25 protein-coding genes and 1 pseudogene are annotated in these 23,940 nt (G+C 70.8%); 8 read left to right on the top strand and 18 right to left on the bottom strand.

Features of this window, described 5'->3' with window-relative positions; translation table 11 throughout:
* The first annotated feature begins 31 nt into the window (after positions 1 to 31).
* Positions 32 to 1,930, top strand: coding sequence for a potassium transporter Kup (locus tag ACIG5F_RS18940; RefSeq protein WP_396519020.1), 1,899 nt, complete (start codon positions 32 to 34; stop codon positions 1,928 to 1,930).
* On the opposite strand, the gene ACIG5F_RS18935 is transcribed toward ACIG5F_RS18940, so the two are convergent.
* The gene (locus ACIG5F_RS18935; protein ID WP_396519019.1) at positions 1,927 to 2,271 is read right to left on the bottom strand and encodes an ArsR/SmtB family transcription factor; all 345 of its coding nucleotides are present in this window, start codon (positions 2,269 to 2,271) and stop codon (positions 1,927 to 1,929) included. The two genes, ACIG5F_RS18940 and ACIG5F_RS18935, sit on opposite strands and share 4 nt — an antisense overlap.
* A gap of 56 nt (positions 2,272 to 2,327) precedes the next feature.
* Here ACIG5F_RS18935 and ACIG5F_RS18930 point away from each other — a divergent pair, with 56 nt between their 5' ends.
* Together ACIG5F_RS18930 and ACIG5F_RS18925 are read left to right on the top strand one after the other, a co-directional pair.
* Positions 2,328 to 3,338, top strand: coding sequence for a cation diffusion facilitator family transporter (locus ACIG5F_RS18930; RefSeq protein WP_396519018.1), 1,011 nt, complete (start codon positions 2,328 to 2,330; stop codon positions 3,336 to 3,338).
* Positions 3,339 to 3,828: 490 nt separating this feature from the next.
* Entirely contained in the window at positions 3,829 to 4,584 is a 756-nt protein-coding gene (locus tag ACIG5F_RS18925; protein WP_396519017.1) for a PIG-L deacetylase family protein, read from the top strand.
* Here the strand turns inward: ACIG5F_RS18925 and ACIG5F_RS18920 are convergent.
* The 5 genes and pseudogenes from ACIG5F_RS18920 to ACIG5F_RS18900 all read right to left on the bottom strand — a co-directional run.
* A complete protein-coding gene (locus tag ACIG5F_RS18920; protein ID WP_396519016.1) occupies positions 4,542 to 5,549 on the bottom strand; it encodes a YbhN family protein in 1,008 nt (335 codons plus the stop codon). The two genes, ACIG5F_RS18925 and ACIG5F_RS18920, sit on opposite strands and share 43 nt — an antisense overlap.
* 86 nt (positions 5,550 to 5,635) lie before the next feature.
* Entirely contained in the window at positions 5,636 to 5,815 is a 180-nt protein-coding gene (locus ACIG5F_RS18915; protein ID WP_396519015.1) for a hypothetical protein, read from the bottom strand.
* A 95-nt stretch (positions 5,816 to 5,910) separates the two neighbouring features.
* Positions 5,911 to 7,146: a chitinase gene (locus tag ACIG5F_RS18910; protein WP_396519014.1), complete on the bottom strand. Its 1,236-nt coding sequence runs from the start codon at positions 7,144 to 7,146 to the stop codon at positions 5,911 to 5,913.
* Positions 7,147 to 7,165: 19 nt separating this feature from the next.
* Positions 7,166 to 8,638 (bottom strand): carbohydrate binding domain-containing protein, encoded by a 1,473-nt coding sequence (locus tag ACIG5F_RS18905; RefSeq protein WP_396519013.1) that lies wholly within the window; start codon positions 8,636 to 8,638, stop codon positions 7,166 to 7,168.
* A gap of 166 nt (positions 8,639 to 8,804) precedes the next feature.
* Positions 8,805 to 8,867: pseudogene (locus ACIG5F_RS18900) on the bottom strand (hypothetical protein); the annotation flags it as partial.
* Between ACIG5F_RS18900 and ACIG5F_RS18895 the strand changes: the two are divergent.
* Positions 8,851 to 10,326 (top strand): MFS transporter, encoded by a 1,476-nt coding sequence (locus tag ACIG5F_RS18895; RefSeq protein ID WP_396519191.1) that lies wholly within the window; start codon positions 8,851 to 8,853, stop codon positions 10,324 to 10,326. The pseudogene ACIG5F_RS18900 and the gene ACIG5F_RS18895 overlap by 17 nt on opposite strands.
* Here the strand turns inward: ACIG5F_RS18895 and ACIG5F_RS18890 are convergent.
* The 10 genes from ACIG5F_RS18890 to ACIG5F_RS18845 form a co-directional block, all read right to left on the bottom strand.
* Positions 10,309 to 10,902 carry a TetR/AcrR family transcriptional regulator gene (locus ACIG5F_RS18890; RefSeq protein WP_396519012.1) on the bottom strand — a complete coding sequence of 198 codons (594 nt, stop codon included), beginning with the start codon at positions 10,900 to 10,902 and terminating at the stop codon, positions 10,309 to 10,311. The two genes, ACIG5F_RS18895 and ACIG5F_RS18890, sit on opposite strands and share 18 nt — an antisense overlap.
* A 52-nt stretch (positions 10,903 to 10,954) precedes the next feature.
* Positions 10,955 to 12,109, bottom strand: coding sequence for an acyl-CoA dehydrogenase family protein (locus ACIG5F_RS18885; RefSeq protein ID WP_396519011.1), 1,155 nt, complete (start codon positions 12,107 to 12,109; stop codon positions 10,955 to 10,957).
* On the bottom strand, positions 12,106 to 14,145 hold the full coding sequence (locus ACIG5F_RS18880) for an acetate--CoA ligase family protein (protein ID WP_396519010.1): 2,040 nt from the start codon (positions 14,143 to 14,145) through the stop codon (positions 12,106 to 12,108). Before ACIG5F_RS18880 ends, ACIG5F_RS18885 begins: the two co-directional genes overlap by 4 nt.
* 76 nt (positions 14,146 to 14,221) lie before the next feature.
* Positions 14,222 to 14,371, bottom strand: a complete 150-nt coding sequence (locus ACIG5F_RS18875; RefSeq protein ID WP_396519009.1) for a hypothetical protein — start codon at positions 14,369 to 14,371, stop codon at positions 14,222 to 14,224.
* 9 nt (positions 14,372 to 14,380) lie between these two features.
* Positions 14,381 to 15,193 carry an SAM-dependent methyltransferase gene (locus ACIG5F_RS18870; protein ID WP_396519008.1) on the bottom strand — a complete coding sequence of 271 codons (813 nt, stop codon included), beginning with the start codon at positions 15,191 to 15,193 and terminating at the stop codon, positions 14,381 to 14,383.
* 54 nt (positions 15,194 to 15,247) lie between these two features.
* On the bottom strand, positions 15,248 to 15,988 hold the full coding sequence (locus tag ACIG5F_RS18865) for a class I SAM-dependent methyltransferase (RefSeq protein WP_396519007.1): 741 nt from the start codon (positions 15,986 to 15,988) through the stop codon (positions 15,248 to 15,250).
* A 9-nt stretch (positions 15,989 to 15,997) separates the two neighbouring features.
* Positions 15,998 to 17,203, bottom strand: coding sequence for a cytochrome P450 (locus tag ACIG5F_RS18860; protein ID WP_396519006.1), 1,206 nt, complete (start codon positions 17,201 to 17,203; stop codon positions 15,998 to 16,000).
* Positions 17,148 to 17,864 (bottom strand): tRNA-dependent cyclodipeptide synthase, encoded by a 717-nt coding sequence (locus tag ACIG5F_RS18855; protein WP_396519005.1) that lies wholly within the window; start codon positions 17,862 to 17,864, stop codon positions 17,148 to 17,150. The genes ACIG5F_RS18860 and ACIG5F_RS18855 overlap by 56 nt, the downstream gene beginning before the upstream one ends.
* 496 nt (positions 17,865 to 18,360) lie before the next feature.
* On the bottom strand, positions 18,361 to 18,882 hold the full coding sequence (gene msrA / locus ACIG5F_RS18850) for a peptide-methionine (S)-S-oxide reductase MsrA (RefSeq protein WP_396519004.1): 522 nt from the start codon (positions 18,880 to 18,882) through the stop codon (positions 18,361 to 18,363).
* 107 nt (positions 18,883 to 18,989) lie between these two features.
* Positions 18,990 to 19,655, bottom strand: coding sequence for a VC0807 family protein (locus ACIG5F_RS18845; protein WP_396519003.1), 666 nt, complete (start codon positions 19,653 to 19,655; stop codon positions 18,990 to 18,992).
* Between the two features lie 49 nt (positions 19,656 to 19,704).
* Here ACIG5F_RS18845 and ACIG5F_RS18840 point away from each other — a divergent pair, with 49 nt between their 5' ends.
* Genes ACIG5F_RS18840 through ACIG5F_RS18825 form a run of 4 tightly spaced genes read left to right on the top strand, consistent with a single transcriptional unit; the run spans position 19,705 to position 22,800 of the window.
* Positions 19,705 to 20,277 (top strand): PadR family transcriptional regulator, encoded by a 573-nt coding sequence (locus ACIG5F_RS18840; RefSeq protein ID WP_396519002.1) that lies wholly within the window; start codon positions 19,705 to 19,707, stop codon positions 20,275 to 20,277.
* A 42-nt stretch (positions 20,278 to 20,319) separates the two neighbouring features.
* Positions 20,320 to 20,967, top strand: a complete 648-nt coding sequence (locus tag ACIG5F_RS18835) for an alpha/beta fold hydrolase (protein ID WP_396519001.1) — start codon at positions 20,320 to 20,322, stop codon at positions 20,965 to 20,967.
* Positions 20,968 to 21,008: 41 nt separating this feature from the next.
* Positions 21,009 to 21,674 (top strand): TetR/AcrR family transcriptional regulator, encoded by a 666-nt coding sequence (locus ACIG5F_RS18830; protein ID WP_396519000.1) that lies wholly within the window; start codon positions 21,009 to 21,011, stop codon positions 21,672 to 21,674.
* 13 nt (positions 21,675 to 21,687) lie between these two features.
* Positions 21,688 to 22,800, top strand: a complete 1,113-nt coding sequence (locus tag ACIG5F_RS18825; RefSeq protein WP_396518999.1) for an FAD-dependent oxidoreductase — start codon at positions 21,688 to 21,690, stop codon at positions 22,798 to 22,800.
* A gap of 115 nt (positions 22,801 to 22,915) precedes the next feature.
* Here the strand turns inward: ACIG5F_RS18825 and ACIG5F_RS18820 are convergent, their stop codons facing one another.
* Complete coding sequence (locus tag ACIG5F_RS18820; protein ID WP_396518998.1) at positions 22,916 to 23,605, bottom strand: SDR family oxidoreductase; 690 nt, start codon at positions 23,603 to 23,605, stop codon at positions 22,916 to 22,918.
* A gap of 58 nt (positions 23,606 to 23,663) precedes the next feature.
* On the bottom strand, positions 23,664 to 23,810 hold the full coding sequence (locus ACIG5F_RS18815; RefSeq protein WP_396518997.1) for a hypothetical protein: 147 nt from the start codon (positions 23,808 to 23,810) through the stop codon (positions 23,664 to 23,666).
* Positions 23,811 to 23,940 lie beyond the last annotated feature (130 nt).

Below are 23,940 nucleotides of genomic sequence, written 5' to 3'. Positions count from 1 at the left end.
CGATCGGGCCGGGCCGGGCAGACTGGGCCGCGTGAGCAACGAGGGACACCAGCGCACCGGGATGACGGCGTTGGCGGTGAGCGCGCTCGGCGTCGTGTTCGGCGACATCGGCACCAGCCCGCTGTACTCCATCCAGACGGTGTTCGCGCTGGACAACGGGGCGATCCGCCCGGTGGCGGACGACGTGTACGGCGTGATCTCGATGGTCTTCTGGGCCGTGACGATCATCGTGTCGATCAAGTACGTGGTGTTCGTGATGCGGGCCGGCAACGACGGCGAGGGCGGCATCATGGCGCTGGCCGCGCTGATCCGGCGCAGCGTGGCCGGCCGCACCACGATGGTCGCGACGGCGGTGCTGCTGGGGGTGATCGGCGGGTCGCTGTTCTTCGGCGACAGCGTGATCACGCCGGCGATCTCGGTGCTGTCCGCGCTGGAGGGCATCGAGGTGGTGGCGCCGGACGTCAAGGACGTGGTGCTGCCGATCAGCGTCACCATTCTGGTGCTGCTGTTCCTGGCCCAGCGCTTCGGCACGCACCGGGTGGGCCGGTTCTTCGGTCCGATCATGCTGCTCTGGTTCGTGGTGATCGGGCTGCTCGGGATCCCGTGGGTGGTGGCCCGCCCCGGCATCCTGCTGGCGCTGTCCCCGACCTCGGCGATCTCGTTCTTCGTGGACCGGCCGTTCCTGGCGTTCGTGGCGATGGGCGCGGTGGTGCTGGCCATCACCGGCGCCGAGGCGCTCTACGCCGACATGGGGCACTTCGGCCGGGCGGCGATCAGCAAGGCCTGGTTCTTCGTGGCCTTTCCCGCGCTGACGCTGAACTATCTCGGCCAGGGGGCGCTGATCCTGAGCCGGCCGGACGCGGTGTCGAACCCGTTTTTCATCCTGGCGCCCGGGTGGGCCCAGATCCCGCTGATCGTGCTGGCCACGGCGGCGACGGTGATCGCCTCCCAGTCGGTGATCTCGGGCGCGTTCTCCATGGCCCGGCAGGCGGTGCAGCTGGGGTTCCTGCCGATCCTGACCGTCCGGCACACCTCGCGTGAGGAGAGCGGGCAGATCTACGTGCCCGGCATCAACTGGCTGCTGCTGGCCGGCGTGCTGATCCTGGCCGTGACGTTCGGTTCCTCGCAGTCGCTGTCCACCGCCTACGGCCTGGCGGTCACCGGCACGCTGCTGCTGACGACGTCGCTGTTCCTGGTGCTGGCCGGCGCGGCGTGGCACTGGAAGTGGTGGCAGCTGACGCTGGTCGGGGTGGTGTTCGGCGGGCTGGAGCTGTCGTTCCTCGCCGGCAACCTGACCAAGGTCGTGCACGGCGGCTGGCTGCCGCTGCTGCTCGGGGCCATGGTCGTGACGGTGATGTTGACGTGGCAACGCGGGCGTCGGGTCGTCACCGCGCGGCGCACCGAGATCGAGGGCTCGATGGTGGAGTTCGTGGACGAGCTGCGTGACGGCGGCGCGGTGCGGGTGCCGGGGACGGCGGTGTTTCCCCACCCGCACAAGGAAACCGTGCCGCTGGCGTTGCGGGCCAACTTCGAGTTCAACGGCGTGGTGCACGAGCACGTCGTGGTCGTGACGGTGACACCGGAGAACGTGCCGCACGTGCCCCGCACTGAACGGTTCAGTGTGGATTCGCTGCACCAGACCGACGACGGCGTCGTGCACCTGACCGTCCGCTTCGGATTCCAGGACGACCAGGACATTCCCGGCGCGCTGCGGGACGCGTTCATGCTGACGTCCGAGCTGGAGGTCGACCCCGACTCGGCGTTCTACTACCTGTCCCGGGTCAGCATCGAGGTCGGGCCGGACAGGAACATGCCGCGCTGGCAGAAGATGCTGTTCATCGGCCTGGCCCACAACGCCGCCAGCCCGGCGGTGTACTTCCGGCTGCCGGTGGAGCGCACCGTGGTGATGGGCACCCGGGTCGACATCTAACGGTGGTGGGGTATGCCCAGGACCGCGTGGTCGGCGTAGCCCAGCGCCTCCTCGACCAGGCCCGACAGGTGGTCGCTGGTGACGCGGTACAGCATGCGGCGGCCGTCCCGCCGGGCCTGCACGAGCCCGGCGAGGCGGAGTCGGCCCAGGTGCTGGGACACCGAGGACCGTGACGCGGGGACCTGCTCGGTCAGCGTGTTCACGTCCTGCTCGCCGTGGTTGTCGCCGAGTAGGTGCAGCAGGTGCAGGCGGGTCGGGTCGGCCAGGTGGCGCAGCACGTCGGCGGCGATGCTCAGGCGTTCGCCGTCGACCTGCTGATGCGAACCACTGGCACCTGCCATGTTCTTGTGCGCGCACATGCTTGCATATTGCTCCTGAGCAGCGCATTCTGGCAACCATGAGCCATCAACACGGGCATGGTCATGGGCACGGGCATTCGCGGTGGGGGCGGTTGCGGCATGTGGTGAAGCCGCACAGCCACGACTCGGCGGATCGCGTGGACACCGCCCTGGAGACCAGTCGGCAGGGGCTGCGGACGCTGCTCTGGTCGTTCGTGCTGCTGTTCGCCACCGCTGTCGTGCAGCTGGCGGTGGTGCTGCTCAGCGGGTCCGTCGCGCTGCTCGGCGACACGATCCACAACTTCGCCGACGCGCTGACCGCCGTGCCGCTGGGCATCGCGTTCCTGCTCGGCCGCCGCGCCGCGACCCGTCGCTACACCTACGGTCTGGGTCGGGCCGAGGACCTCGCCGGCGTCGTGGTGGTGATGATCATCGCCGGGTCGGCGGTGATCGCGGCGTGGCAGGCGATCGACCGGCTGATCCATCCGCAGCCCGTCGGACACCTGCCGGTGCTCGCCGCCGCCGGGCTGGTCGGCTTTCTCGGCAACGAGATCGTGGCCCGCTACCGGATCCGCGTCGGCCGGCGCATCGGCTCCGCCGCCCTCGTCGCCGACGGCGTGCACGCCCGCACCGACGGCTTCACGTCACTGGCCGTCGTGCTCGGCGCCGGCGGAGTGGCCGTCGGGATCCCGCTCGCCGACCCGGTCATCGGCCTGGGCATCACCGTCGCCATCCTGTTCGTGCTGCGCGACGCGGCACGGGAAGTGTTCCGCCGGCTCATGGACGCCGTCGACCCCGGGGTTCTCGACCTTGCCGAGCGGACCGTGATCGGGGTCGCCGGCGTGGTTGGCGTGGGGGACATGAGGATGCGGTGGATCGGACACACCCTCCGCGCCGAACTCGCCGTCACCGTCGACGCGTCGCTCACCGTCGAGGAAGCCCACCGCATCGCCCACGACGTCGAACACCAGCTGGTGCACGCCGTTCCCCGGTTGGGGGCGGCGACGGTGCATACCGAGCCGGCGGTGCGGGCGGCGGTTGCGCATGAGGCGCTTGCGCATCACCGGTGAGTTGTGGGTTTGAGGGTGGCTCGGGGGTGGTTTCGTTTTGGGAGGTCCACCCCCGCCCGGTGACCGACCGTCCACGTCGGACCTCACGTCGTGATGTCGGCCCTCCATGCCATGCTGGACAGCAGTCCTACGTGGACCGGGCCGCAGTGGCAGCCGGGACACATGGTCTCCTCGGCGGCCGGCGACTCGCACGGGTGACCCCCGTGGCTGTAGAAGGAAAAAGTGTCCCCTTCGGCATCGGTCACATGGGTCACCTGGTAGACGTCGTCCGAGTGCTCGCCGCACCGGGCGCAGGTGAACCGATACCGTTCGACTACCCGCTCCGAGAACATGCTGCTTCACCTCTTCGCTGTCGAGACGCGCAGCCCTCGTGATCGATGCTACGCCGGTGCGACTGGCCCGAACGGGTCGATTCCGTCAGCGGCGACGCAGGTTTTCCCGTGACAGCCCGACTTTGTCGGAATTGACCGGCATCGGGCAGACTCGTGCGATGGCGACCTTGGTGGCGTTCCACGCCCATCCCGACGACGAGGTGCTGCTGACCGGCGGCACGCTGGCCCGCGCGGCGGCGGAAGGACACCGGGTGGTGATCGTGGTGGCGACCGACTCGATGGTCGCCGCCGACGAGGGGCAGCCGCAGCGGATGCTGGAACTGCGGGCCAGCGCCCAGGTGCTGGGCGTGCACCGGGTCGAACACCTGGGCTACGCCGACAGCGGCCACGGCCCGGTGCTCTACCCCGACCCGCCGGACCGCCAGCGCTTCGCCCGGGCCGATGTCGAGGAGGCGGCCGGCCGGCTGGCCCGCCTGCTCCGGGAGGAACGAGCCGATCTGCTGCTCAGCTACGACGTCAACGGCGGCTACCGGCACCGCGACCATCTCAAGGTGAACGTCGTCGGCCGCCGCGCCGCCGAGTTGGCCGGCGTGCGGGTGCTGGAGGCGACGGTGCCGCGCGATTTCGTGGTGCGGATGATACGGCTGGGCCGCCTCCTGCGGGTGCCGTTCGGGCACGACCCCGACCTCTGGTCGTCGGCGTTCAGCCCGTCCGACGCGATCACGCACCGGATCTCCGTGCGCAAGTACGCCGCGCAGAAGCAGGCGGCGCTGGGCATGCACCGGTCCCAGGTCTACGGCGGCGGTCGGCTGTCGGCGGTGATGCGGCTGCTGGTGGAGATGCCGACGACCCTGTTCGGCCTGATCCTGGGCTACGAGTGGTTCGTGGAGGAGGCCCGCGCCGACCGGGCGTAGACGGCCCAGCCGATGACCGCCAGGCCCAGCCACGTGATGGCCCGGTAGAACAGCACGATCGCCCCGGCCGGCGCGGCGGCGATGCCGGCGCTCAGCAGCACCCCGAGGAGCCCGGTCTCGGCCAGCCCCGCGCCGCCGGGCAGGATCTGCAACGCGATGCTGCCCTGCACGATCAGGAAGCCGACCACCAACGCCGCCCAGGGGATCTCGACGTCCACGGTGAGCACGCTGGCCACCAGCGTGACGAAGTCCAGCACCCAGGTCAGGAGGGCCACGGCGACCAGCGCCAGCCACTCGCGGCCGCTGGGCCGTAACGAGGCGACGTCGTCGGACAGGCGAAGCACCGCCGACTCGGCGCGGGAAGCCCAGCGTCGAGGCATGATCCACAGCAGTCCCCGGCGGAGCACGCCCGGATGGGTCAGCAGCTGCCACGCGCCGAAGGTCCCGCCGCCGACCACCACGGCGATCGGCACGGCCACAACGGCCGGCAGCTCACCGGTGACGGCCAGCCCGAGCGCTCCGATGACGATCAGGGAGACGCTCGTGATCAACCCGGCCATCAGCACCGACCAGGCCGCGACCGGCCCGCTCACGCCCCGGCGCCGCAGCTGCTGGATGCCGTAGCCGAGCGACCCCGCCCCGCCGACCACCGGCACCGTCGTCGAGACCGCGTTCTGCGCGAAGTTGATGCCCTGGACCGTGCCGGAAGGCAGCGAAACACCGCCCACGACCAGGAGTTTCCGGTGCAGTTCGCCGTACACTGCCAGCGCGCCCGCGCCGCTCAGCACGGCCACCAGCAGCCAGCCCCAACGCACGGTCTCCAGGTGCACGCCGGTCTCGGTGAACTGGCTGACCATGCCCGGGATCCGCCACGCGACCCACCCCAGCGCGGCCCCGACCACGGCCCAGTGCACAACCGCGCGCCACGGGAACGGCCCCCGTTCCCCCCAGCTGATCGCCGCCATCGCCGCCTCCCCTGTTCACCCAGGTCAACGGCGGTGCCCGAAAATCAATTTCCGGAAACGCCGCGATGTGGCCGGTGTCTCGCGGATCAGGGCACGTAGTACGTCAGCAGGTCGGCCGACACCGGCGGGAACAGCGCCGTCATCAGCTCCACCTGCGGCCCCGGGTACACGTCGGGGTGCCGCTCGGCCAGCAGAGCGCCGATCTGGGCGAGGTCGGTCGGCTGTGCGGCGCGCAGCGTCAGACCATCGGGCAGCGACTGGCTCATCGCCGGACCACCGCCCGACGGTCCACCGGATTTCACGCGCCTGCTTGCGCGCGGCCCCCGTTCTCGCGCGGCGAGAACGGGGGCCGTGGGTCCGCTCAGCAGGCCCCGTTGTCCTGCCAGATGTTCCAGGCGATGGCCGAGCCCGGCGTCACGCCGGTGGACCAGTACAGCGAGGTCCACTTGTGGCTGTTGTAGGAGACGACGTTGCCCGGCACGTACGCGGTGGTGGCGTTCCACGCGGCGATGCCCGAGCAGCTGCCGCCGCCGGGCGGCGTGGTCGTGGTGGTGGTCGTCGTGGTCGGCGGGGGCGTGCCGCCTCCGCCGCCTCCGCCGTTGTAGGAGTCGAAGATCTTGCTGAAGTCCAGTTTGGACTGACTGATGTTGGTGCACGACGGCAGGCCGCTCACGCCGCCGCCGCAGGGCTGGTCGCGGTCGACCGACCAGAAGGCCAGCCGGCCGATCCCGTTGCTGTTGGCGAAGTTCACCACGGCCTGGGCGTCGGACTCGGTGAAGATCTCGGCCGCGTCGTCGTTCTGGCCGATCATCGGGGTGATGCCGATGTTGCCGTAGGTGTCCGACGACCACAGGGTGCGGGCCAGGTTGAGCGTGGCGGTGGCGGCCTGGGTGGCGTAGGACCCCATCTGCGGGTTGCTGTCCCAGCTGCCGTAGTAGTCCATGGTCATGATGTTGATGACGTCCAGCCGCGCGCCGTCGGCCTTGGCCGCCTGGAGGAACGCCGTCCCGTAGTTGTCGGGCCCGGTGGGCAGCACCGGGATCGTCACCGACACGACCAGCCCGGGATTGGCGCTCTCCAGGCTCTTGATCGCCGCGAACCGCCGGTTGACCGAGGCGGTGTCGGCGATCGCCGCGCCCTCCACGTCGAAGTCGATGTGGTTGACGTGCAAGGTGTTCACCACGGTCTGGTAGGCCGAGGTGAGCGAGGTGGCGTTGGTGCAGGACTGGGCCAGTTCGACGCCGCCGGCTCCGCCGAAGGAGACGATCGCCTGCGCCCCGGCCGACTGCGCGGCCGAGATCTCGCCGTTCACGGTGGGGTCGTTGGTGACCGGCAGCGTGTCGCCCCAGATCGGGGTGCAGCCGCTGCCGATCACGAACGCCGCCGTGAACGCCTTGAGGCCGGCGCCGCTGATCGCGGCGTTCAGCATCGGTTCCTGGTTGTTGGTCATGTCGACGTACGGCGCGACGCCGTAGCCGGTGGCGGCCGGGGCGGCGGCCGCCTGGGTGGTCACGCCGGCGTAGCCGACCATACCGAGGGTGAGCAGCAGGCCCGCGGCCGCCGCCGGCCAGGCCGCCTTGGGGCGTAAGGATCTCATCGCGACACCTCGCAGGGATTCAGTACCGAACGATGATCTTGGTGAAGTCGTACGCGCCCTGCGTGATGTTGCTACAGGTGCCGGGCGCCCAGTTCTCCGGCACGCCGGCCGGGCACTGGAAGTCGCGGTTGACCGACCAGAACGAGAACCAGGCCGGGTGGTTGGCCTGGGCGAAGGCCAGCAGCTGGGTGAAGGTGTCCTGGGTGAACAGCTCGCTGGGCTGGTCGCTGTGCCCGTTCATCAGCTGCAATCCCAGGTGGGCCCAGGCGGTGGCGGTGCTCCAGCCGTAGATCGAGGCCAGCTGGGCCGCCGCGGTGGTGGCGATGTTCTCGGTCTGCGCCACCTCGGTGCCGCTGGTCAGGCCGGTGTCGAAGTCCATGATGTTGACGATGTCCAGCCGCGCGCCGGCGGCGACGGCCTGGCGGATCTCGTCGGTGCCGCTGCCCGGGAAACCGACCGTGGTCATCGGGATCGTCAGGGAGACGACCAGGTTCGGGTTGTTGCGCTCCAGGATGGCGATGGCCCCGAAGCGGACCGCGGTGTTGGCGTCCAGCGCGCCGTTCTCGTAGTCGAAGTCGACGTGCTTGAGCTGGTACTTGGTGATCACCTGCTGGTAGGCGGCGGCCAGCGCGGTGGCGCTGCCGCAGGTGCTGCCGAGCTCGGTTCCGTTGTAGCCGCCGAAGGACACGGCCGCGTCGCCGCCGGCCGCGCGGATCGCGTTGATCTGCGCCGCCACCGCGGTGTCGTTGGACACCAACTGGCTGGCGTTGCCGTCCCATGCCGGCGTGCACCCGCCGGAGTCCAGCACGAACGCCAGGTTGAACTCCTTCTCCCCGGAGCCGGCGACGATGGCGCTGATCGAGGGCGGGGTGTTGTCCAGCGGCATCAGGTACACCGGGTGGCTCCAGCCGGTGTTGGGCGGCGGCGCGACCGTGGTGGAGGTCGTGGTCGTCGTGGTGGTGGTGCTGGTCGGCGGGGTGGAGCCGCCCGGGCCGGTGAGCGTGACGTCGTCGGCGTAGTAGGTGGGCTGGCCGTACCAGCCGTGCACGAACACGGTGACCGATGTGGTCGACGCGCCGGTGGTGAAGGTGGTGCTGAGCTGTTGGTACGACGGTGCGGACTGGGTCCAGGTGCTGGCGTTGACGCCGGTTCCGGTGGCGCCGAGGTAGACGTAGGAGCCCTGGACGAACGCGGTCAGGGTGTACGCGCTGTTCGGGGCGACGCTGATCGTCTGCGTGCACTGGGCCGTGGCGGCGGCGCTCGGCGTGCCGGCCAGGGCGTGGGCGCCGGCGTGCACCGGCGTGGACACCGTGGTCGCGATGCCGGCGTCGCAGGTCCAGCCGGTGAGGCCGGACTCGAAGCCCGCGTCGGCGACGAGGTTGGTGGCCGCGGTGGCCGTGGGGGCCAGGGTGAGCGCGGCGGCGAGCAAGGCCGACATGGCGGCGGCCAGGCCCACCGCGATGGCGAGGCGGATGCGTGACAGGGACGGCATGTGTTCCCTCCAACGGGCGGCCGCGGAGTGCTCATCTGAAAGTGGACTAGACCACCTGTCGCCGTCAAGGGCTGCCGCCTGGGAACTTCGACAGGGGCGGACCACCGGGCCCGGTGGTCCGCCCCGAAGTCGGGCAATTGCCCGAAAAATCACTATCCACAGTGGACTATGGCAGCGTCCACCGCTGGTTCGCGCCGCCGTCGCGGTCCCAGATGATCAGCTGCGAGCCGTTGTCGGTGGACGCCCCCGGGTCGTCGAGGCACTTGCCGGTCCGCGATGAGGCCGACGTCCTCGCCGCGGTCGGCTACCTGGTCAAGGACAGCCCGCGAGCGGTTCTTGTCGACGGTGTGCGCGCCACCGCGCGCGGCGAGACGGTGCTCTCGCCGACCGTCGCGTCCACATTGGTCAACCGGATGTGGCGGCCCACGGCTCGGTGGCGCACACCGGTTGCGAGGTGGGAAGATCGGCTGACGCCGAGTCGATCTGGGGGTTCGATGCCGGGCAGTGTCCGGTCGCTGCGGGAACCGGTGTTCCGGCGGTGGTTCCTCGGCCAGGTCCTGTCGGCCTCCGGCGGCACGACGCAGGCGGTGGCGCTGGCCTGGCTGGTGGTGCAGCTGACCGGCAGCGGCCTCGACATCGGCCTGATGACGTCGTGCTCGTTCCTGCCGCTGTTCCTGCTCGGCCCGTACGCCGGCGGCCTGGTCGACCGGATCGGCCCGCGACGGGTCCTGATCGCCACCCAGTCCCTGCTGGCGGTGCTGGCCGGTCTGCTGGCGGTGCTGGCGGCGACGGGGACTGTGCAGATGTGGATGCTGTTCGTGATCGCGGCGGCGTCCGGTTCGGTCAGCACCTACGACGGCACCGCCCGGCAGGTGTACGTGGTGGACCTGGTCGGTGCCGAACGGGTGAGCAACGCGGTGGCGCTGAACGAGGTCGTGGTCAACGGATCGCGGGTCCTCGGGCCGGCGGTCGGCGGCGCGGCGCTCGGGATCTGGGGCGCGGCGGCGTGTTGTGCCGTCAACGGCCTGTCCTTCCTGCCGTCGCTGATCGTGGTGGTCCGGCACCGCGTCGAGGCGTCCGCGCATCCGCCGCGACCCGCTCGGGACGGCGGATTGCGTTATGCCTGGCGGAATCCGGCGATCCGGGCGTGCCTGCTGCTGGCGGCGGCCTCGGGCATGGTGTTCCACCTCGACGTGCCGATCCCGTTGCTGGCCTACGGAGTGTTCCGCCTGGACGGCACCGCCTTCGGTCTGATGATGGCGGCCTTCGGCGTCGGCTCCATCCCCGGTGTGCTGCTGGCGGCGTCCGGTCCGAGCCGGCCCAGCGGCCTGCGGGTGGCGATTCTGGCCGGTGCCACCGGAATCGCCGTCCTGGGCGCCTCGTACGCCCCGACCGTGCCGTTGGTGTTCCTCGGCATGGCGGTGACCGGCTGCCTGTCGATCTGGTTCATCTCGCTGGCCAACACCTTGGTGCAGCTGGAATCCGACCCCGGCATGCGGGGCCGGGTGAACGCGGCCTGGACCATGGCGCTGCCCGGCTGCATCCTGGTCACCGGGCCGTTCATGGGCTGGGTCGCCGGAGTGGCCGGCCCGCGGCTGGGGTTCGGCGTGGCCGGGCTGGCGATGCTGCTGGCGGCGGCCGTCGGCTGGCGGGCGCTGACCCGCGCCCGGCTACCGGTCGGCCAGTGAGTCCAGGTATGCCCGGCAGGTGGCGCGCATCCGGTCCACGGTCATGTTCTTCGAGCCCAGCAGCACCTGGATGGCCAGCCCGTCGATCATCGCGACCACGGTGTTGGCCACCAGCACCGGATCGCCGCCCCTGAGCAGGCCCTGGTCCTGCGCGTCCCGGACCAGGCCGACCACGGTCCGCCGCCACTCGCCGTAGATGCTCTCGTTGAGCTCCTGGAGTTCGGGCTGGCGCAGGCCGTGCACCCACAGCTCGGCCCACACCCGCCACGCGGCGACGCTCTCGGCGTCCAGCGGCGCGTACGACTCGACCAGGCGGGACAACAGGTCCAGGGGATCGCCGCCGCTGGCCAGCACCGCGGCCCGGCGTTCCAGCGAGTGCCGGAAGTTGTGCTCGAAGGCCGCGTGCAGCAGGGCCTGCTTGCTGTCGAAGTAGTAGTGGATGGTGCCGGAGCTGACGCCGGCCCGCTCGGCCACGTCGGTCAGCCGCAGGTCGTGGATGCCGGCGTCGGCGATCACCGCGCACGTGGCGCGCAGGATCTGCGCCTTGCGCTCGGCCTCGACGCTGGGACGCGGCACGGTCACTCCTCCCGATGGGTGTGACCGCGAGTATAGATAACTGGCTCGCCAGTCAGAGATGACGGGAGATCACCAGGCGCATGATGTCCGAGGTGCCCTCCTCGATCTCCTCCAGCTTCACGTCCCGCATCCACTGCTCCACCGGGAACTCCCGCGAGTAGCCCCAGCCGCCCAGCGTCTGCACGGCCGCCCAGGTGACGAACATGGCCGTCTCGGACGCGGTCAGCTTGGCCATCGCGGCCAGCCCGGTCACCCGCTCGCCGGCGTCGATCTGCCGGGCGGCATGGTGCACCAGCAGCCGCGCCGACTCGATGCGGGTGGCCATGTCGGCCAGCCGGAACGCCACCGCCTGGTGCTCGATGATCGGCGCCCCGAACTGCTTGCGGTTGCGGGCGTAGTCCAGCGCGAACTCGTAGGCCGCCCGCGCCGCGCCGACCGCCGCCGCGCCGAGCACCACCCGGGAGATGTCGAACGTGCCCATCAGGCCGTGGAAACCGCGGCCCTCATCGCCGAGCCGGTCGCTCGCCGGCACGAAGACGTTGTCGAAGAACACCTCCCGGCAGACGATGGCCCGCTGGCCCATCTTGCGCATCGGCTCGCCGAATCGCAGCCCCGGCGCGTCGCGCTCCAGCAGGAACGCCGTCACGCCGGCGGATCGCTTGCTGCGGTCGGTCTTCGCGAACACCACGTAGTACCGGGCGGCGCCGGCGTTGGAGATCCAGGTCTTCTGGCCGGTGAGCTCGTAGCCGCCCTCGACCCGGCGGGCGGTGGTGATCATCGACGCCGCGTCCGAGCCGGCGTTGGGCTCGGTGGTGGCCAGCGCGGTCATCGGCGCGTCCGGGCCGGTCAGCGGGGTCAGCCACCGCCGCTTCTGCTCCTCGCTGCCCAGCTCCAGGATCGGGTCGGCGTAGAAACCGTTGGAGCACAACAGGTTCCCGATGCCCGGATCGCCCCAGCACAGCTCCTCCTGCACCAGGCACTGGGTGAACACGTCGGTGAAGCCGCCGCCGCCGTACTGCTCGGGCAGCATGAAGTTGGTGATGCCCACCTCGCCGGCCAGGGCGAACAGGTCGACCGGCGTCACCACGTCGGCCTCGTCCACCGCGCGGGCCCGCGGCCGGATCTCCCGCTCGGCGAAGTCCTTGCACAGCTTGACGATCTGGCGCTGCTCGGCGCTGAGCGGCCAGGCCGGGAAGTGGGTGGTCATGCGCGGCGAGCCTCCTGACGGGCTAGGGGGAAGATCAGGGCGTCCACGGCCAGCGGCCCGTCCGGCCCGACCCGGACCGGGTTCAGCTCCAGCTCGCCGACCAGCGGCGAGGCCGCGACCAGCAGCGACACCCGGTGCACCAGGTCGGCCAGCCCCTCGACGTCCACCCCCGGGCGGCCGCGCCAGCCGCGCAGCAGCGGGGCGCAGCGCAGCCGGCCGAGCATGGCCCGGGCCGAGGCGGGGGAGACCGGGGCCAGTTCGGTGGCGATGTCCTGGTGCAGCTCGGTTTCCGTGCCGCCGGCGCCGACCGCGACCAGCGGGCCGAAGTCGGGGTCGCGGCGGGCCCCGACCAGGATCTCCACCGTGTCCGGGCGGGTGTCCTGCTCCTCGACGACGTAGTCGCCGGGGCCGAGCCGGTCGGTCATCTCGTCGTACGCCTTGGTCAGCTGGTCGACCGTGGCCAGTCCGGTCCGGACCCCGCCGGCCTCGCTCTTGTGCTCCAGCCAGGCGGCTTTCAGCACGTACGGGGCGGTGAGGCGGGCGGCCCTGGCCAGCTCCGCCCGGGCGCGGACGACGAGGCCCCGGGGGAAGGCGACATCGACCAGCACCTGGCGAGTCTCCCAGTAGCCCTCCGGCAGCGATTCGAGGGGCCGGGCCTGGCCGGGCAGCGCCAGTTGGGACGGCAGGGCCAGCTCAGCCGGCCGGCCGAACGCGACCAGACCGCGCAGCGCCGACAGGGCCGTCTCGATCCGGTCGTAGGTCGGCACGCCGGCCGCCCACAGCGCCCGTGCGGTGTCGCCGTCGGGGCCCATCGAGTGCACCACCACCGGTTTGCCGGCGTTCGCCGCTGCCGCGCCGATCCGTTCGGCCACGGCGATCTCCCGGTCGCCGATGGCCGGAATGTCCAACCCGTACCGTCCGAAGTAGCCGGTCAGCACGGCGGCGTCCACGTCGTCGGACCGCAGCACGGCCTCGGTGATCCGGGCGTAGTTGGCGATGTCCTGCTCGCCGGCCCCGGCCAGGTCGACGGGATTGTGCGCGGCGGCCCCGGCCGGCAGCGTGACGCCGATGTCGTGGGAGAACGCCGGCACCGTCAGGTGATTCGTGTGGGCCACGTCGGCGGCGATCCCGCACTGCCCGCCGCTGTCGCCGATGATCGCCACCCGGTTGCCGCGCGGCGGGCGAGCCGCCAGCAGCGCCCGGGCCACGTCGATCAGGGCGGACGGCGTGCTCACGCGGGCGACGCCGGCGGCCCGGCAGGCGGCGTCGACGACGTCCAGCGGCGAGGTCAGGGAACCGGTGTGCGAGCGGGCAAGGCGGGTGCTGGCCGCGCTGCCGCCGACGGTCAGCAGCAGCGTCGGCTTGCCCACCTCCCGCAGCCCTCGCAACGCCCGCAGCAGCAGCGATCCATCGGTGAAGTTCTCCAGGTAGACGGCCACGACCTCGGTCGAGGCGTGATCGGCGAGGTCGGCCAGCAGCTCGGTCGCCGTGACGTCGGCGGCGTTGCCCAGCGAGACGAACCGGGAGATGCCCAGCCCGTGCCGCTCGCCCAGCAGCGCCAGCTCCGAGCCGACCTGCCCGCTCTGCGACACGATCGCCAGCGGCCCGGCGGTGAAACTGCCCCAGGCCAGGCACAGGTCGCTGGCCGTGTCCACGATGCCGAGGCTGTTGGCGCCGACCAGCCGGGCCCCGCCGGCCCGGATCTGTTGCGCCAGCTCGGGTTCGTCCGGCACGCCGGCGGTGATGCCGAGAAAGCCCTTGACTCCCAGGGAAAGTCCCTCGGCCACGACCTCGGGCACGTGTGCCGCCGGCACGCAGAGCGCGACCAGGTCCGGGACGTCGTCCAGGCCGTGCAGGCTTGTCGCGCACGGCTGCCCGCACACGGTGCCCCCACGCCGGTTGACCAGGTGCACCCGGCGGCGACGGGATCCGGTCAGCGCCCCGGCGGCCAGCCAGTGGCCCCATTTGGAGCGGTCCTCCGACGCGCCGACCACCGCGACCGAGGTGGGGTCGCGGAACACGCCCAGTCCGTGCATCGCCGCTCCATAGATAACTGGCCCGCCAGTCAGTTATCGTGAGCTCGACGACAATGATTGTCAACTTTGCCGAGTGTCAGGCCGTGGCCATGGCCGGCGGGGACACCACCTGCGCCCAAGAGGTGAGCTCCCGCCCTTGCTCCGACCGGGTGCGGTAGTCGGCGCTCATCCCGGACAGCACGGCCACTTCCTCCCGGCGCAGGAGGTAGCCGAGCCGGTCGGCCATGACCCGACGCTAGTACAGCGGCTTGCGGCCGATCGCCCCGTAGGCGCAGCTCAGCTCCGGGTGCTCGTCCACGTCCTCCGGCGACTCCGGCCGCCACAGCGGCACGTAGACCACACCCGGCTCGACCAGCTCCAGGCCCTTGAACAGCCGGGTGAAGCGCTCGCGGTCGCGGGGCGTGAACGGGCTGTCGGTCTCGTCGTACAGTCGGATCACCCGCTCGACCTGACCGCCTTCGGTCTCCTGCGTGCCCTGCGAGATCATCATGTAGCTGCCCGGCGCGATGGCGTTGCGGTAGCCGGCGACGATCGACTGCGCCTCGGCGTCGGACTCGACGAAGTGCAGCACCGCCGACATCAGCACCGCCACCGGCTTGGACAGGTCCAGCAGGCCGGTGACCACGTCGCTGTGCAGCACCTCCCGCGGCTGCCGCAGGTCGGCCCGCAGCGCCGCGGCGTGGTCGTTGTTCTCCAGCATCAGGGCGGCGTGCGCGATGGCCACCGAGTCCCGGTCCACGTAGACCACGCGTGAGCGCGGGGCGGCCGCGTGGGCGATCTCGTGCACGTTGCCGGCGGTCGGAATGCCCGAACCCAGGTCCAGGAACTGGGTGATGCCCTGATCGAGCAGATAGAGCACGGCCCGCCGCAGGAACCGGCGCGAGGTGCGCAGGACCAGCGGCAGGTCCGGCATCGTCTTCTGGGCTCGGTGCGCGAACTCCCGGTCGACGGCCAGGTTGTGGTAGCCGCCGAGGAAATAGTCGTACACCCGGGCGGCACTGGGCACATCCGGATCCAGTCCCGTCGGCATCCACGCGGATTCGTGCACCAGATCGACCTCCCGGACAACCCCCTGATTCGCCGCCGAAATCCTAGTACAACCTCACGCCGTCGCGGTGACGACAAGGGTGGGCGGTTTTCGGAGATAATCACCGAAGTGCTCCGCGTCGGCGGTCGGCGAGCACAGCGGATCCCACCACGTCACCTGCCGGAAGCCGGCGTCGAGCAGGGCGCGCTCCTGTGTGGCCCGCGACCAGTAATGCGGCGTCACATCGATGAGGCCGCCGAGGAACTCGCTGCGCAGTCGCACCGGATCGCCGTCGCGAAGTTCATCCGAAGAGGCTATCAAGTCGAATCCGTAGCGCGTGTAGTAACCGGGATCGGTGGCGAAGCCGGGATTGATGGTCACGGTCACGAACCTTTTCCCCGGCCCCGACAGCGCGGCCCTGGCCGTCGCGCACATCGCCGTGAACGCCTCGACCGTTTCCGCGTAGGGCAGCAGGTGCACGGCCAGCACCACGTCGAAACGGCCGGATATCGGCTCCGAGGCGTCCTGGAGGGCGAAGGTCGCGCCGGACGGGTCCTCCTGCTCGCGCCGCCGGGCGTAGTCGACCATGCCGGCGGCGCCGTCCACCCCGACCACCGGGCGGGCCCCCAGCTCGGCCAGCCACCGGGTGTACGAGCCGGCGCCGCAGCCCAGGTCCAGGGCGGCCAGCCCGGCCACGTCGCCCAGCGCCACCCGCACCGAGTGCTGCTCCACGTCCCGCCGGTACGGCCACACGTCGAAGCTGCGCTCGTACAGGTAGGCCAACTCCTCGAACTGGCTTGCCGAACTGGTCGTCATCAGCGCTCCTCACCAGGTCACGGGCAGCTGCATCGGGCGGGTGAAAATGCGGTTGCGGTCCCAGGGCAGCTCCCGCTCGCTGACCGCCAGATCCAGCGTCGGGAACCGGGTGAACAGCCCGGAGATGGCTTCCTGCAACACGACCCGGGCCAGCTGGGAGCCAAGGCAGTAGTGCGGCCCGGCGCCGAAGGTGGCCGATCCGTCGGTCTCGCGGTGGATGTCGAACCGCTCCGGCCTGGCGTAGTGCAGCGGATCCCAGGTGACGGCCTGCATCGGCACCACCACCGCGTCGCCGCGACGGATCAGCGTGCCGTGCAGCTCCACGTCCTCGCGGGCGATGCGCGGGAAACCCATGCCGCCGTTGTGGAAGTAGCGCAGCACCTCCTCGACCGCCTTGGGCCACAACGCCGGCTCGGCCAGGCACTGCCGGAGTTGCCAGCGGTGCAACATGAGGATCATCGGCCCGGTGGCCAGCGGCGCCACCAGCGGGTCGAACGAGGTGACGAAGATCAGGAAGACCGTGCCGAACAGCTCGGACTCGCTGATCACGCCCTCCGCGCGGGCCTCGAGCAGCATGTGCACGGGGGAGCCGGGCATCGGGTCGGCCCGGTGCGCCGCGATCAGCTTGGCGATGAACCGCTTGGCCGCGTCCGTCTCGGCCGCCACGGCCTCCGGTGTCGAGGACATGTCCAGGGTCATCGGGTACGTGCGCCGGCACTGCTCGGCCAACTCCGGCGGCACGCCCATCAGCTCGCCCATGGCGTCCAGCGGCAGCACCGCCGAGAACGACTCGACGAGGTCGACCGGGTTCGGCCCGTCGGCCATCGCGTCCAGCAGCCGTCGCACGTGGCGGGCGACGAGCGGGCGGTGGGCCTGCACGGCGCGCCGGCTGAACCAGCCGCTGAGCACCTGCCGCACCCGGCCGTGCTCCGGCGGGTCCAGGTTGAAGATCGCGTCGTCTACCGAGGTGAGGTCCTCGCCGACCATGCGGGGCGACCCCGGCTCGGCGAGGTTGCGGCTGAACCGGCTGTCGGCGAACACCTTGGCCACGTCGTCCTTGCGGGTCAGCATCCATCCGGTGACGCCGCTGGGCAGCCGCACCGGGCAGACCGGCTTGTCGCGCTGCGCCCATCGGGTCAGCGGCGGCAGCGCGCCGGTTTCACCGAGGGGAAATGGATAGTGCAGCGGAAGCTCCGGTTCTGCCGTGCTCGTCATGATGTGCCTCCCGATAGTCGACGACTGCCCAGCCCTGTCCGGGGTCCACGGTGATGGTCGAGCTGCCGCTCGCGATCTCCGTCATGAGGGGCGTGACACGGTGGTACACAAAAACGCTGTCGGTCACGCCGAAGAGGCTCGGGCCGTCCGTGAGCAGCGGAATTTCGGCAATCACATAGCGCACGCCCGTGTCGATATCCTCGGCCGTGACCTCGCGACCCTCGGCCGAGTTGCGCACCACTTCCGCCGCTATCTCCCGGCAGGCCCGGCGCAGGGGCTGGTCGGTCAGATACGCGGCGCGCGAACGGACGAGCGACTCCCGGTACGCGGCGGTCGCGTGTAACCGGGTCCAGCTCATCACGTGCCGCTGCGGGTCGGGGACCCCCAGGTCGGTGAGGGCTCGGACGGCCGGGTTGTGCAGCTGGCGGTAGGCCCGCCGGGCCCGGTGCACCGCCTGCGCCGGCGCGTGGCCCGCCGCGATCAGCGTGTATGCCGCCTCGAATCCGGGAATGACCACGTCCATGGACCTGAATCTGGGATGCAGCCAGAAAATCAGCTTCCTTATGTATTCGGGCTTGTAGCGGGCGTTCTGCGGGCTCAGTCCGACCAGAACATGGTCCGAGTGGTCCCTGCCATCGAGTGACTGCGCGATTGTGAACACGATGGAGCCCCTCCCATGCCCGTGCGGCATGATGCCGACGGACCGGACAAGATACGCGACTAGGCATTGTGCATGGCCACATCTGCAAATTTCGGGACAAGTCTAGGTGGTGCCCCTACACCACGCACAGAACTAGTTCGTGTGAATAACCAATTACTGCCCGCGTCCGCCGTTCACTCCCAAGAGTGGCCAGCTACCCCGTCCGGGGCGCGGCGGTGCCCGTGTCGGTGGGTCTCCCGGCCCGCCCGTCGGCGACCCCTACCGTGAATCGCGCGCACCATCAGGTGATGCCACCAGGCTTCGAACGGGGGACCGGCGACCCGGGCGGCGCGCGGAGCGCGACCTTCAGCCCGGGCATTTCTGTGCTGGCCGTAGCGGTGGAACTCCAGCCGACGCGGATCGGCACGGTCGGCGGCGTCACCGGCGAACCGGTGGACTTCTCCTGGCACTGCCAGTCCGGCGGCCGACGGGGTGTCGGCCGCCGGACCTCATCGGGTCAGGCCTGCGCGGTCTCGGCCCGCTTGGGCAGCTTCCAGCCCGGGCGGACGAAGTGGCAGGTGTAGCCGTTCGGGTAACGCTGCAGGTAGTCCTGGTGCTCCGGCTCGGCCTCCCAGAACGGGCCGGCCGCCTGCACCTCGGTGACGACCTTGCCCGGCCACAGGCCGGAGGCGTCGACGTCGGCGATGGTGTCCTCGGCCACCCGGCGCTGCTCGTCGCTGGTGTAGAAGATGGCCGACCGGTAGCTCAGGCCGATGTCGTTTCCCTGGCGGTTCTTCGTGCTCGGGTCGTGCACCTGGAAGAAGAACTCCAGCAGGTCGCGGAAACTGGTCACGCTCGGGTCGAAGACGATCTCGACGGCCTCGGCGTGGGTCCCGTGGTTGCGGTAGGTCGCGTTGGGCGTGTCGCCACCGGAGTAGCCGACCCGGGTGGACAGCACGCCGGCCTGCTTGCGGATCAGGTCCTGCATGCCCCAGAAGCATCCGCCGGCCAACACCGCGGTCTCGGTCGTGTTGCTCATCGCTCCCTCTCTCGGTCCTATCCCCCCGGCCGATACAACACCGGTCAGGACGGTTTTGGTCCCGGCTGTGACGGGCGTCCGCTCCAGCGTAAGCACCGGGTAAGGACTCACGCCCCCTGGTCATGCGACCGGCCGGCGACCGACAGCACGATCCGCCTGGCCGGCGCCATGAGGCCGGCCGTGGCGACCACCGCCGCCACCCACATCCCGGTGTTGGCGACGTTGGCGATGTCGATGGCCCGCGTGACCTCGGAGAGCGGATAGGAGTAGAGGACGTCCGCCTGGACGGCCGAGCCGATGATCAGGATCAGGCCGATCGCCCCGGTCTGCGCCCGCATCGCGAGCCGGTACCGGGGCTCTTCGCGCCAGGCCGTCTCGAAGGCCGCCGCCCGGACCGGATCGCCGAAGCTGGCCAGGGACGCGGTGCTCACCGCGGTCATCGGTCGCTCGCGCAGCAGTGTGGCCAGGCAGAACAGCCCCCCGATCGCCACATAGACCGGGCCGCGAACAGCGGCCACACGGGGATCCCGCGTGATCAGCACAAGCGCGAGCGAGGCGGCAACCTCGAACAGCACCAGCAGGCCCACCAGGTCGATCCGTCGTCGGCGCACCGTCGCGATGACCGCGACGAGCGCGACGCCGAAGCCCGGCGCCACCAGCGACCAGAAGGCGTCGACACCAACGGCGCGCAGCGCGTAGTAGCCGCCGATCGAGACGACGAGCTCCGCCAGCGCTGACAACAGGCCGCCGACCCGTGGTTGTTGCGCTGCCATCGGATCCCCCGATCTGAATAGGACGTGACGGACTAGTACGCTACAGACTATGAAAAGTCGCGGGCAACTGTCGCCGGTCGTGATGGCGGTGCTGGCGCTGCTGGCGGGGGAGCCGATGCACGTCTACCGGATGCAGCAACTCATCAAGGAACGCGGCGTGGACATGGTGGTCAACGTGCGCAACCGCTCCGGGCTCTACGCGGCCATCGAACGCCTGGCCCGGGATCGGCTGATCGACGTGCACGCCGTGGAACGCGACACCCGCCATCCGGAGCGCACGGTCTACGAGCTGACGCGGCAGGGCCGGGAGGTGTTGTTGGCCGGTCTGCGGGAGGGGTTGGCCACGCCGAACCCGGAGTTCCCGCTGTTCCCCGCGGCGGTCTCGTTCCTGCACCTGCTCTCGCCGCAGGACGCTCGCCGTCAGTTGGCCCTGCGTGCGGTCGAACTCGAGAAGCGGCTGGCCGGGACGCGGCTGCTGCTCTCCGAGTCGGAACGCCACGGCGTGCCGCGGCTGTACCTCCTGGAACACCAGTACACCGAGGGGCTGGTCAACGCGGAGCTGAACTGGATCCGGACGGTGTGCTCAGACCTGGACACCGGCGCCCTGACCTGGGAGAACTAGAACGAACTTGTTCGTAACGAACATGTTCGTTATGCTGAGCCCATGACGACCACAACGCTGATGGCGTTGCACGGCGGCCCGGGGCCGCGATCGGTGCGGCCGATCGTGGACCGCTTCGGGCCGGCCGGCCGGGTGCTCGCGCCCGTCCACGCCGGCTGGGACGGCACCGCCCGGCCCGACTGGTACGAAGGCCCGGACGATCTCGCCATCGAGTACCTCGACCTGCTGGAGGACGAGGACCTTGAGGACGTGGTGCTGGTGGCGAGCTCCTTTGGCGGCTGGATCGCCGCGGAGATGGCCGTGCGCGACCGTGGCCGGCGCGTCGGGGGCCTGGTGCTGATCAACGTGATCGGGCCGGAGATCCCGGGTTTGCCGGTGAGCATGCCCTCGTTCGACGACCGGGCGCAGCTGCCGCCGGCCATTCGCGACAACCTCGGGGTGCTGGCCGGTTACCTGACGTCGCATCCGCAGGGGGACCCGCGGCTGCCGCGCCGGGTGGCGCGAGTGGACCTGCCGACGCTGTTCATCTGGGGCGAGGACGACCGGGTTGCCCCACTGGCGTACGGCCGGGCCTATGCGGAGTGCTTTCCCCAGGCGGAGTTCGTGCCCCTGCCCGGCGTCGGCCACGCCCCGCTGATGGAATCCCCGGAGCGCACGCTGGGCCTTGTCGCCGATTTTCTGCGCTCCTGACGAACATGTTCGTCACGAACGTGTCCGTTAGGCTCGGCCGCATGTACAACCGACGGGAACGGCCGGCCAAGCCGGCGCTGACCAGGGCGGGCATCGTCACCATCGCGGTGGACGTGATGCGGCGGGAAGGCATGGGCAAGGTCACCATGCGGCGGCTGGCCACGGAGCTCGACACCGGTCCGGCCTCGCTCTACGTCTACGTCAAGGACACCGAGGAACTGCACGCCGCCATGCTCGACGAGCTGCTCGGCGAGGTCGACCTGGACCCGGGCGACTCGCCGGAGTGGCGCGAGCGGCTGCACAAGGTGATCACCTCCTACCAGCAGGTGCTGCACGACAATCCGAGCCTGGCCCGGGTCGCCCTGGTCACCCGGCTCAGCGGGCCGAACTACCTGGCCGTGGTCGAGGCCGTGCTGGGCCGGCTGGCCGAGGGCGGCATGCCCAAGGCCCAGGCCGGCTGGGCGGTGGACATGCTGCTGCTGGTCGCCACCGCCAGCGCCGTGGAGCACGGCACCCGGCACGAGAACCCGTCCGTGGCCATGGCCGACCACGAGCAGCTCGAACGAGTGGTGGCCGCCGCCCCGGCCGACACCTACCCGAACATCGCCGCACACTCCAGGGAACTGATGGCCGGACCGGTCGAGAGCCGGTCGCGCTGGATGTTCGACGTCCTGGTCAGCGGAGCACTCGGCACCCCGGTGCCGTGATTGGAGAACCGCCATGAAGATCACCATTGTCGGCGGCGGACTCGGCGGCCTCACGCTCGCCCGGGTGCTGCGCGTGCACGGCGTCGAGTCCACCGTGTACGAGCTCGACGGCTCGCCGACCGCCCGCGACCAGGGCGGAACCCTGGACATGCACGGGGAGTCCGGGCAGCGGGCGCTGCGTGAGGCCGGTCTGTTCGACCAGTTCCGGGCCGTCGCCCGGGACGAGGGCGAGGCGATGCGGCTGATGGACGGCAAGGGCGTCGTCTACGTCGACGACGTCGCGCCCGAGCCGGGCGGCCGGCCCGAGGTCGATCGCAGCGCCCTCAAGCGGATCCTCGTCGAGTCGCTGCCGGCCGGCGCCGTGCGCTGGGGCGCCAAGGTCACCGCCGTGACGCCGTCCTCGGTCACCGTCGACGGCGAGATCATCGAGTCGGACCTCGTGGTCGGGGCGGACGGGGCGTGGTCGAAGGTCCGGCCCCTGCTGTCGGACGCCCGGCCCGTCTACTCCGGGCTGTCGTTCGTCGAGCTCCATCTGTCCGATGTGGACGCCCAGCACCCCGACGCCGCCGCCTTTGTCGGCCCTGGCTCGATGTTCGCCCTGGACCACGGCAAGGGCGTGATGGCCCAGCGCAACGGCGACGGCCGGATCCGGGTCTATCTCGCCATTCGCGCCGAGGACGAGGGCTGGGTCGCCACCGAGCTCGTCGACCCCGCCGACCCGGTCCAGACCCGCCTGCGGCTGCTGGAGATCTTCGACGACTTCGCCGCCCCGCTGCGGGGTCTCATCGCCGACGCCGACGAGGCCTTCGTGCCGCGGGCCATCCACGCCCTGCCCGTCGGCCACCGCTGGCCGCGCGTCCCCGGCGTCACCCTGCTCGGCGACGCCGCCCACCTCATGTCCCCCTTCGCCGGCGAAGGCGCCAACCTGGCCATGCTCGACGCCGCCGAACTCGCCCTCGCCCTGGCCGCCACCGGCACCACCGGCGCCGTCGAGGACGCCCTGGCCACCTACGAGGCCGCCATGTTCCCCCGCGCCGAGCAAGCCGCCTACGCGTCCGCGACCAACCTCGTCGAGTGCTTCGAACCCGGCGGCGCCCAACGCCTGGCCGGCTTCATGGGCGGCTGACCAACCAAGCCGGCCGCCAACCCCGCCCACCCCCTCGGGCCAGACCGATCCCCTCGTGCCGGCGCCGCTGCCTTCGCGACACTCGGTGTCTGTGGTGCTTCCGACGGCTGGCCGGTCAGGTCAGCATCCAGCCGCCGTCGATGTTCAGGTCGTGGCCGTTCATGCCGCCGTTGCGCAGCAGGAACTCGGTGGCCTCGGCCACCTCGTCCATCGTCACGAGGCGGCCGATCGGGGTGTGGTCGATCGCCGGGTGCGTGTCCTTCATGGCGCTCCACTTCGGACTGTCGCCGACCACGCCGGAGTGCAGGGCGTTCACCCGGAACGGGGCGATCTCGCGGGCCAGGGTCCGGATCAGGCCGGTGACGCCGGCGTTGATCGTGGTCACCATGGTCGAGCCGGGGTAGGGCCACTGTCGGGCCAGGCCGCCGAACAGCACGACCGAGGCGCCCGGCCGGAACCGGTCGTGCAACACCCGCACCGTCTCGGCGTAGCCGACCAGCTTGATCGTCGCCGAGCTGATCGCGCTGGCAACGTCGAATTCCTTGATGTTCTGGGTGGTCTGCTCGATCGCGGTGATCACCAGGTGGTCCACCTCGCCGACCCCGGCCAACCCGGCCTCGATGGTCGCCGGGGCGGACAGGTCGAGCCCGAGGCCCGTGGTCGCCCCGCCGATCTCGCCCGCCACCGCCCGCGCGCGCCCCTCGTCCCGGCTCGTGATCACCACGGTCTCGCCCCGCCCAGCAGCGCGCTCCGCGATCACGCGGCCGATCCCGTTGCTACCGCCGACGACTACGGTTGTTCCCATTCCCCCATCCTGTCACGGCAATTCCGCCCCCGTGCCCGATTCTGGCCGATTGGGCAAGTCAGTCGAAGTCCGCCCCGCGGGACAGCTTTTCGTGCTCGCGGAGCTCCGCCAGCGTCGCCTCGAACTGGGCTGTCGCCGTCTCGTAGCCTGCGTTGCCGAGCACCAGGCGGTGCGGCGGCTCGGCCTGGCTCATTGCCTCGATCACCGCCCGCGCGCCCCGGTCGGGGTCGCCTGCCTGCTTTCCGTCGTCCGCGACGAAACTGTAACGACGCTACCCGTCGCTGTCGATGACATGTGCGGTTCGCATGTGCCTTGGGGAGGCGTCAACGACGCGA

The sequence above is a fragment of the Kutzneria sp. NPDC052558 genome, from assembly GCF_044547355.1.
GTDB lineage: Bacteria > Actinomycetota > Actinomycetes > Mycobacteriales > Pseudonocardiaceae > Kutzneria.
The sequence above is the reverse complement of the archived record's forward strand: the minus strand, read 5'-3'. Positions and strand labels throughout refer to the sequence as shown.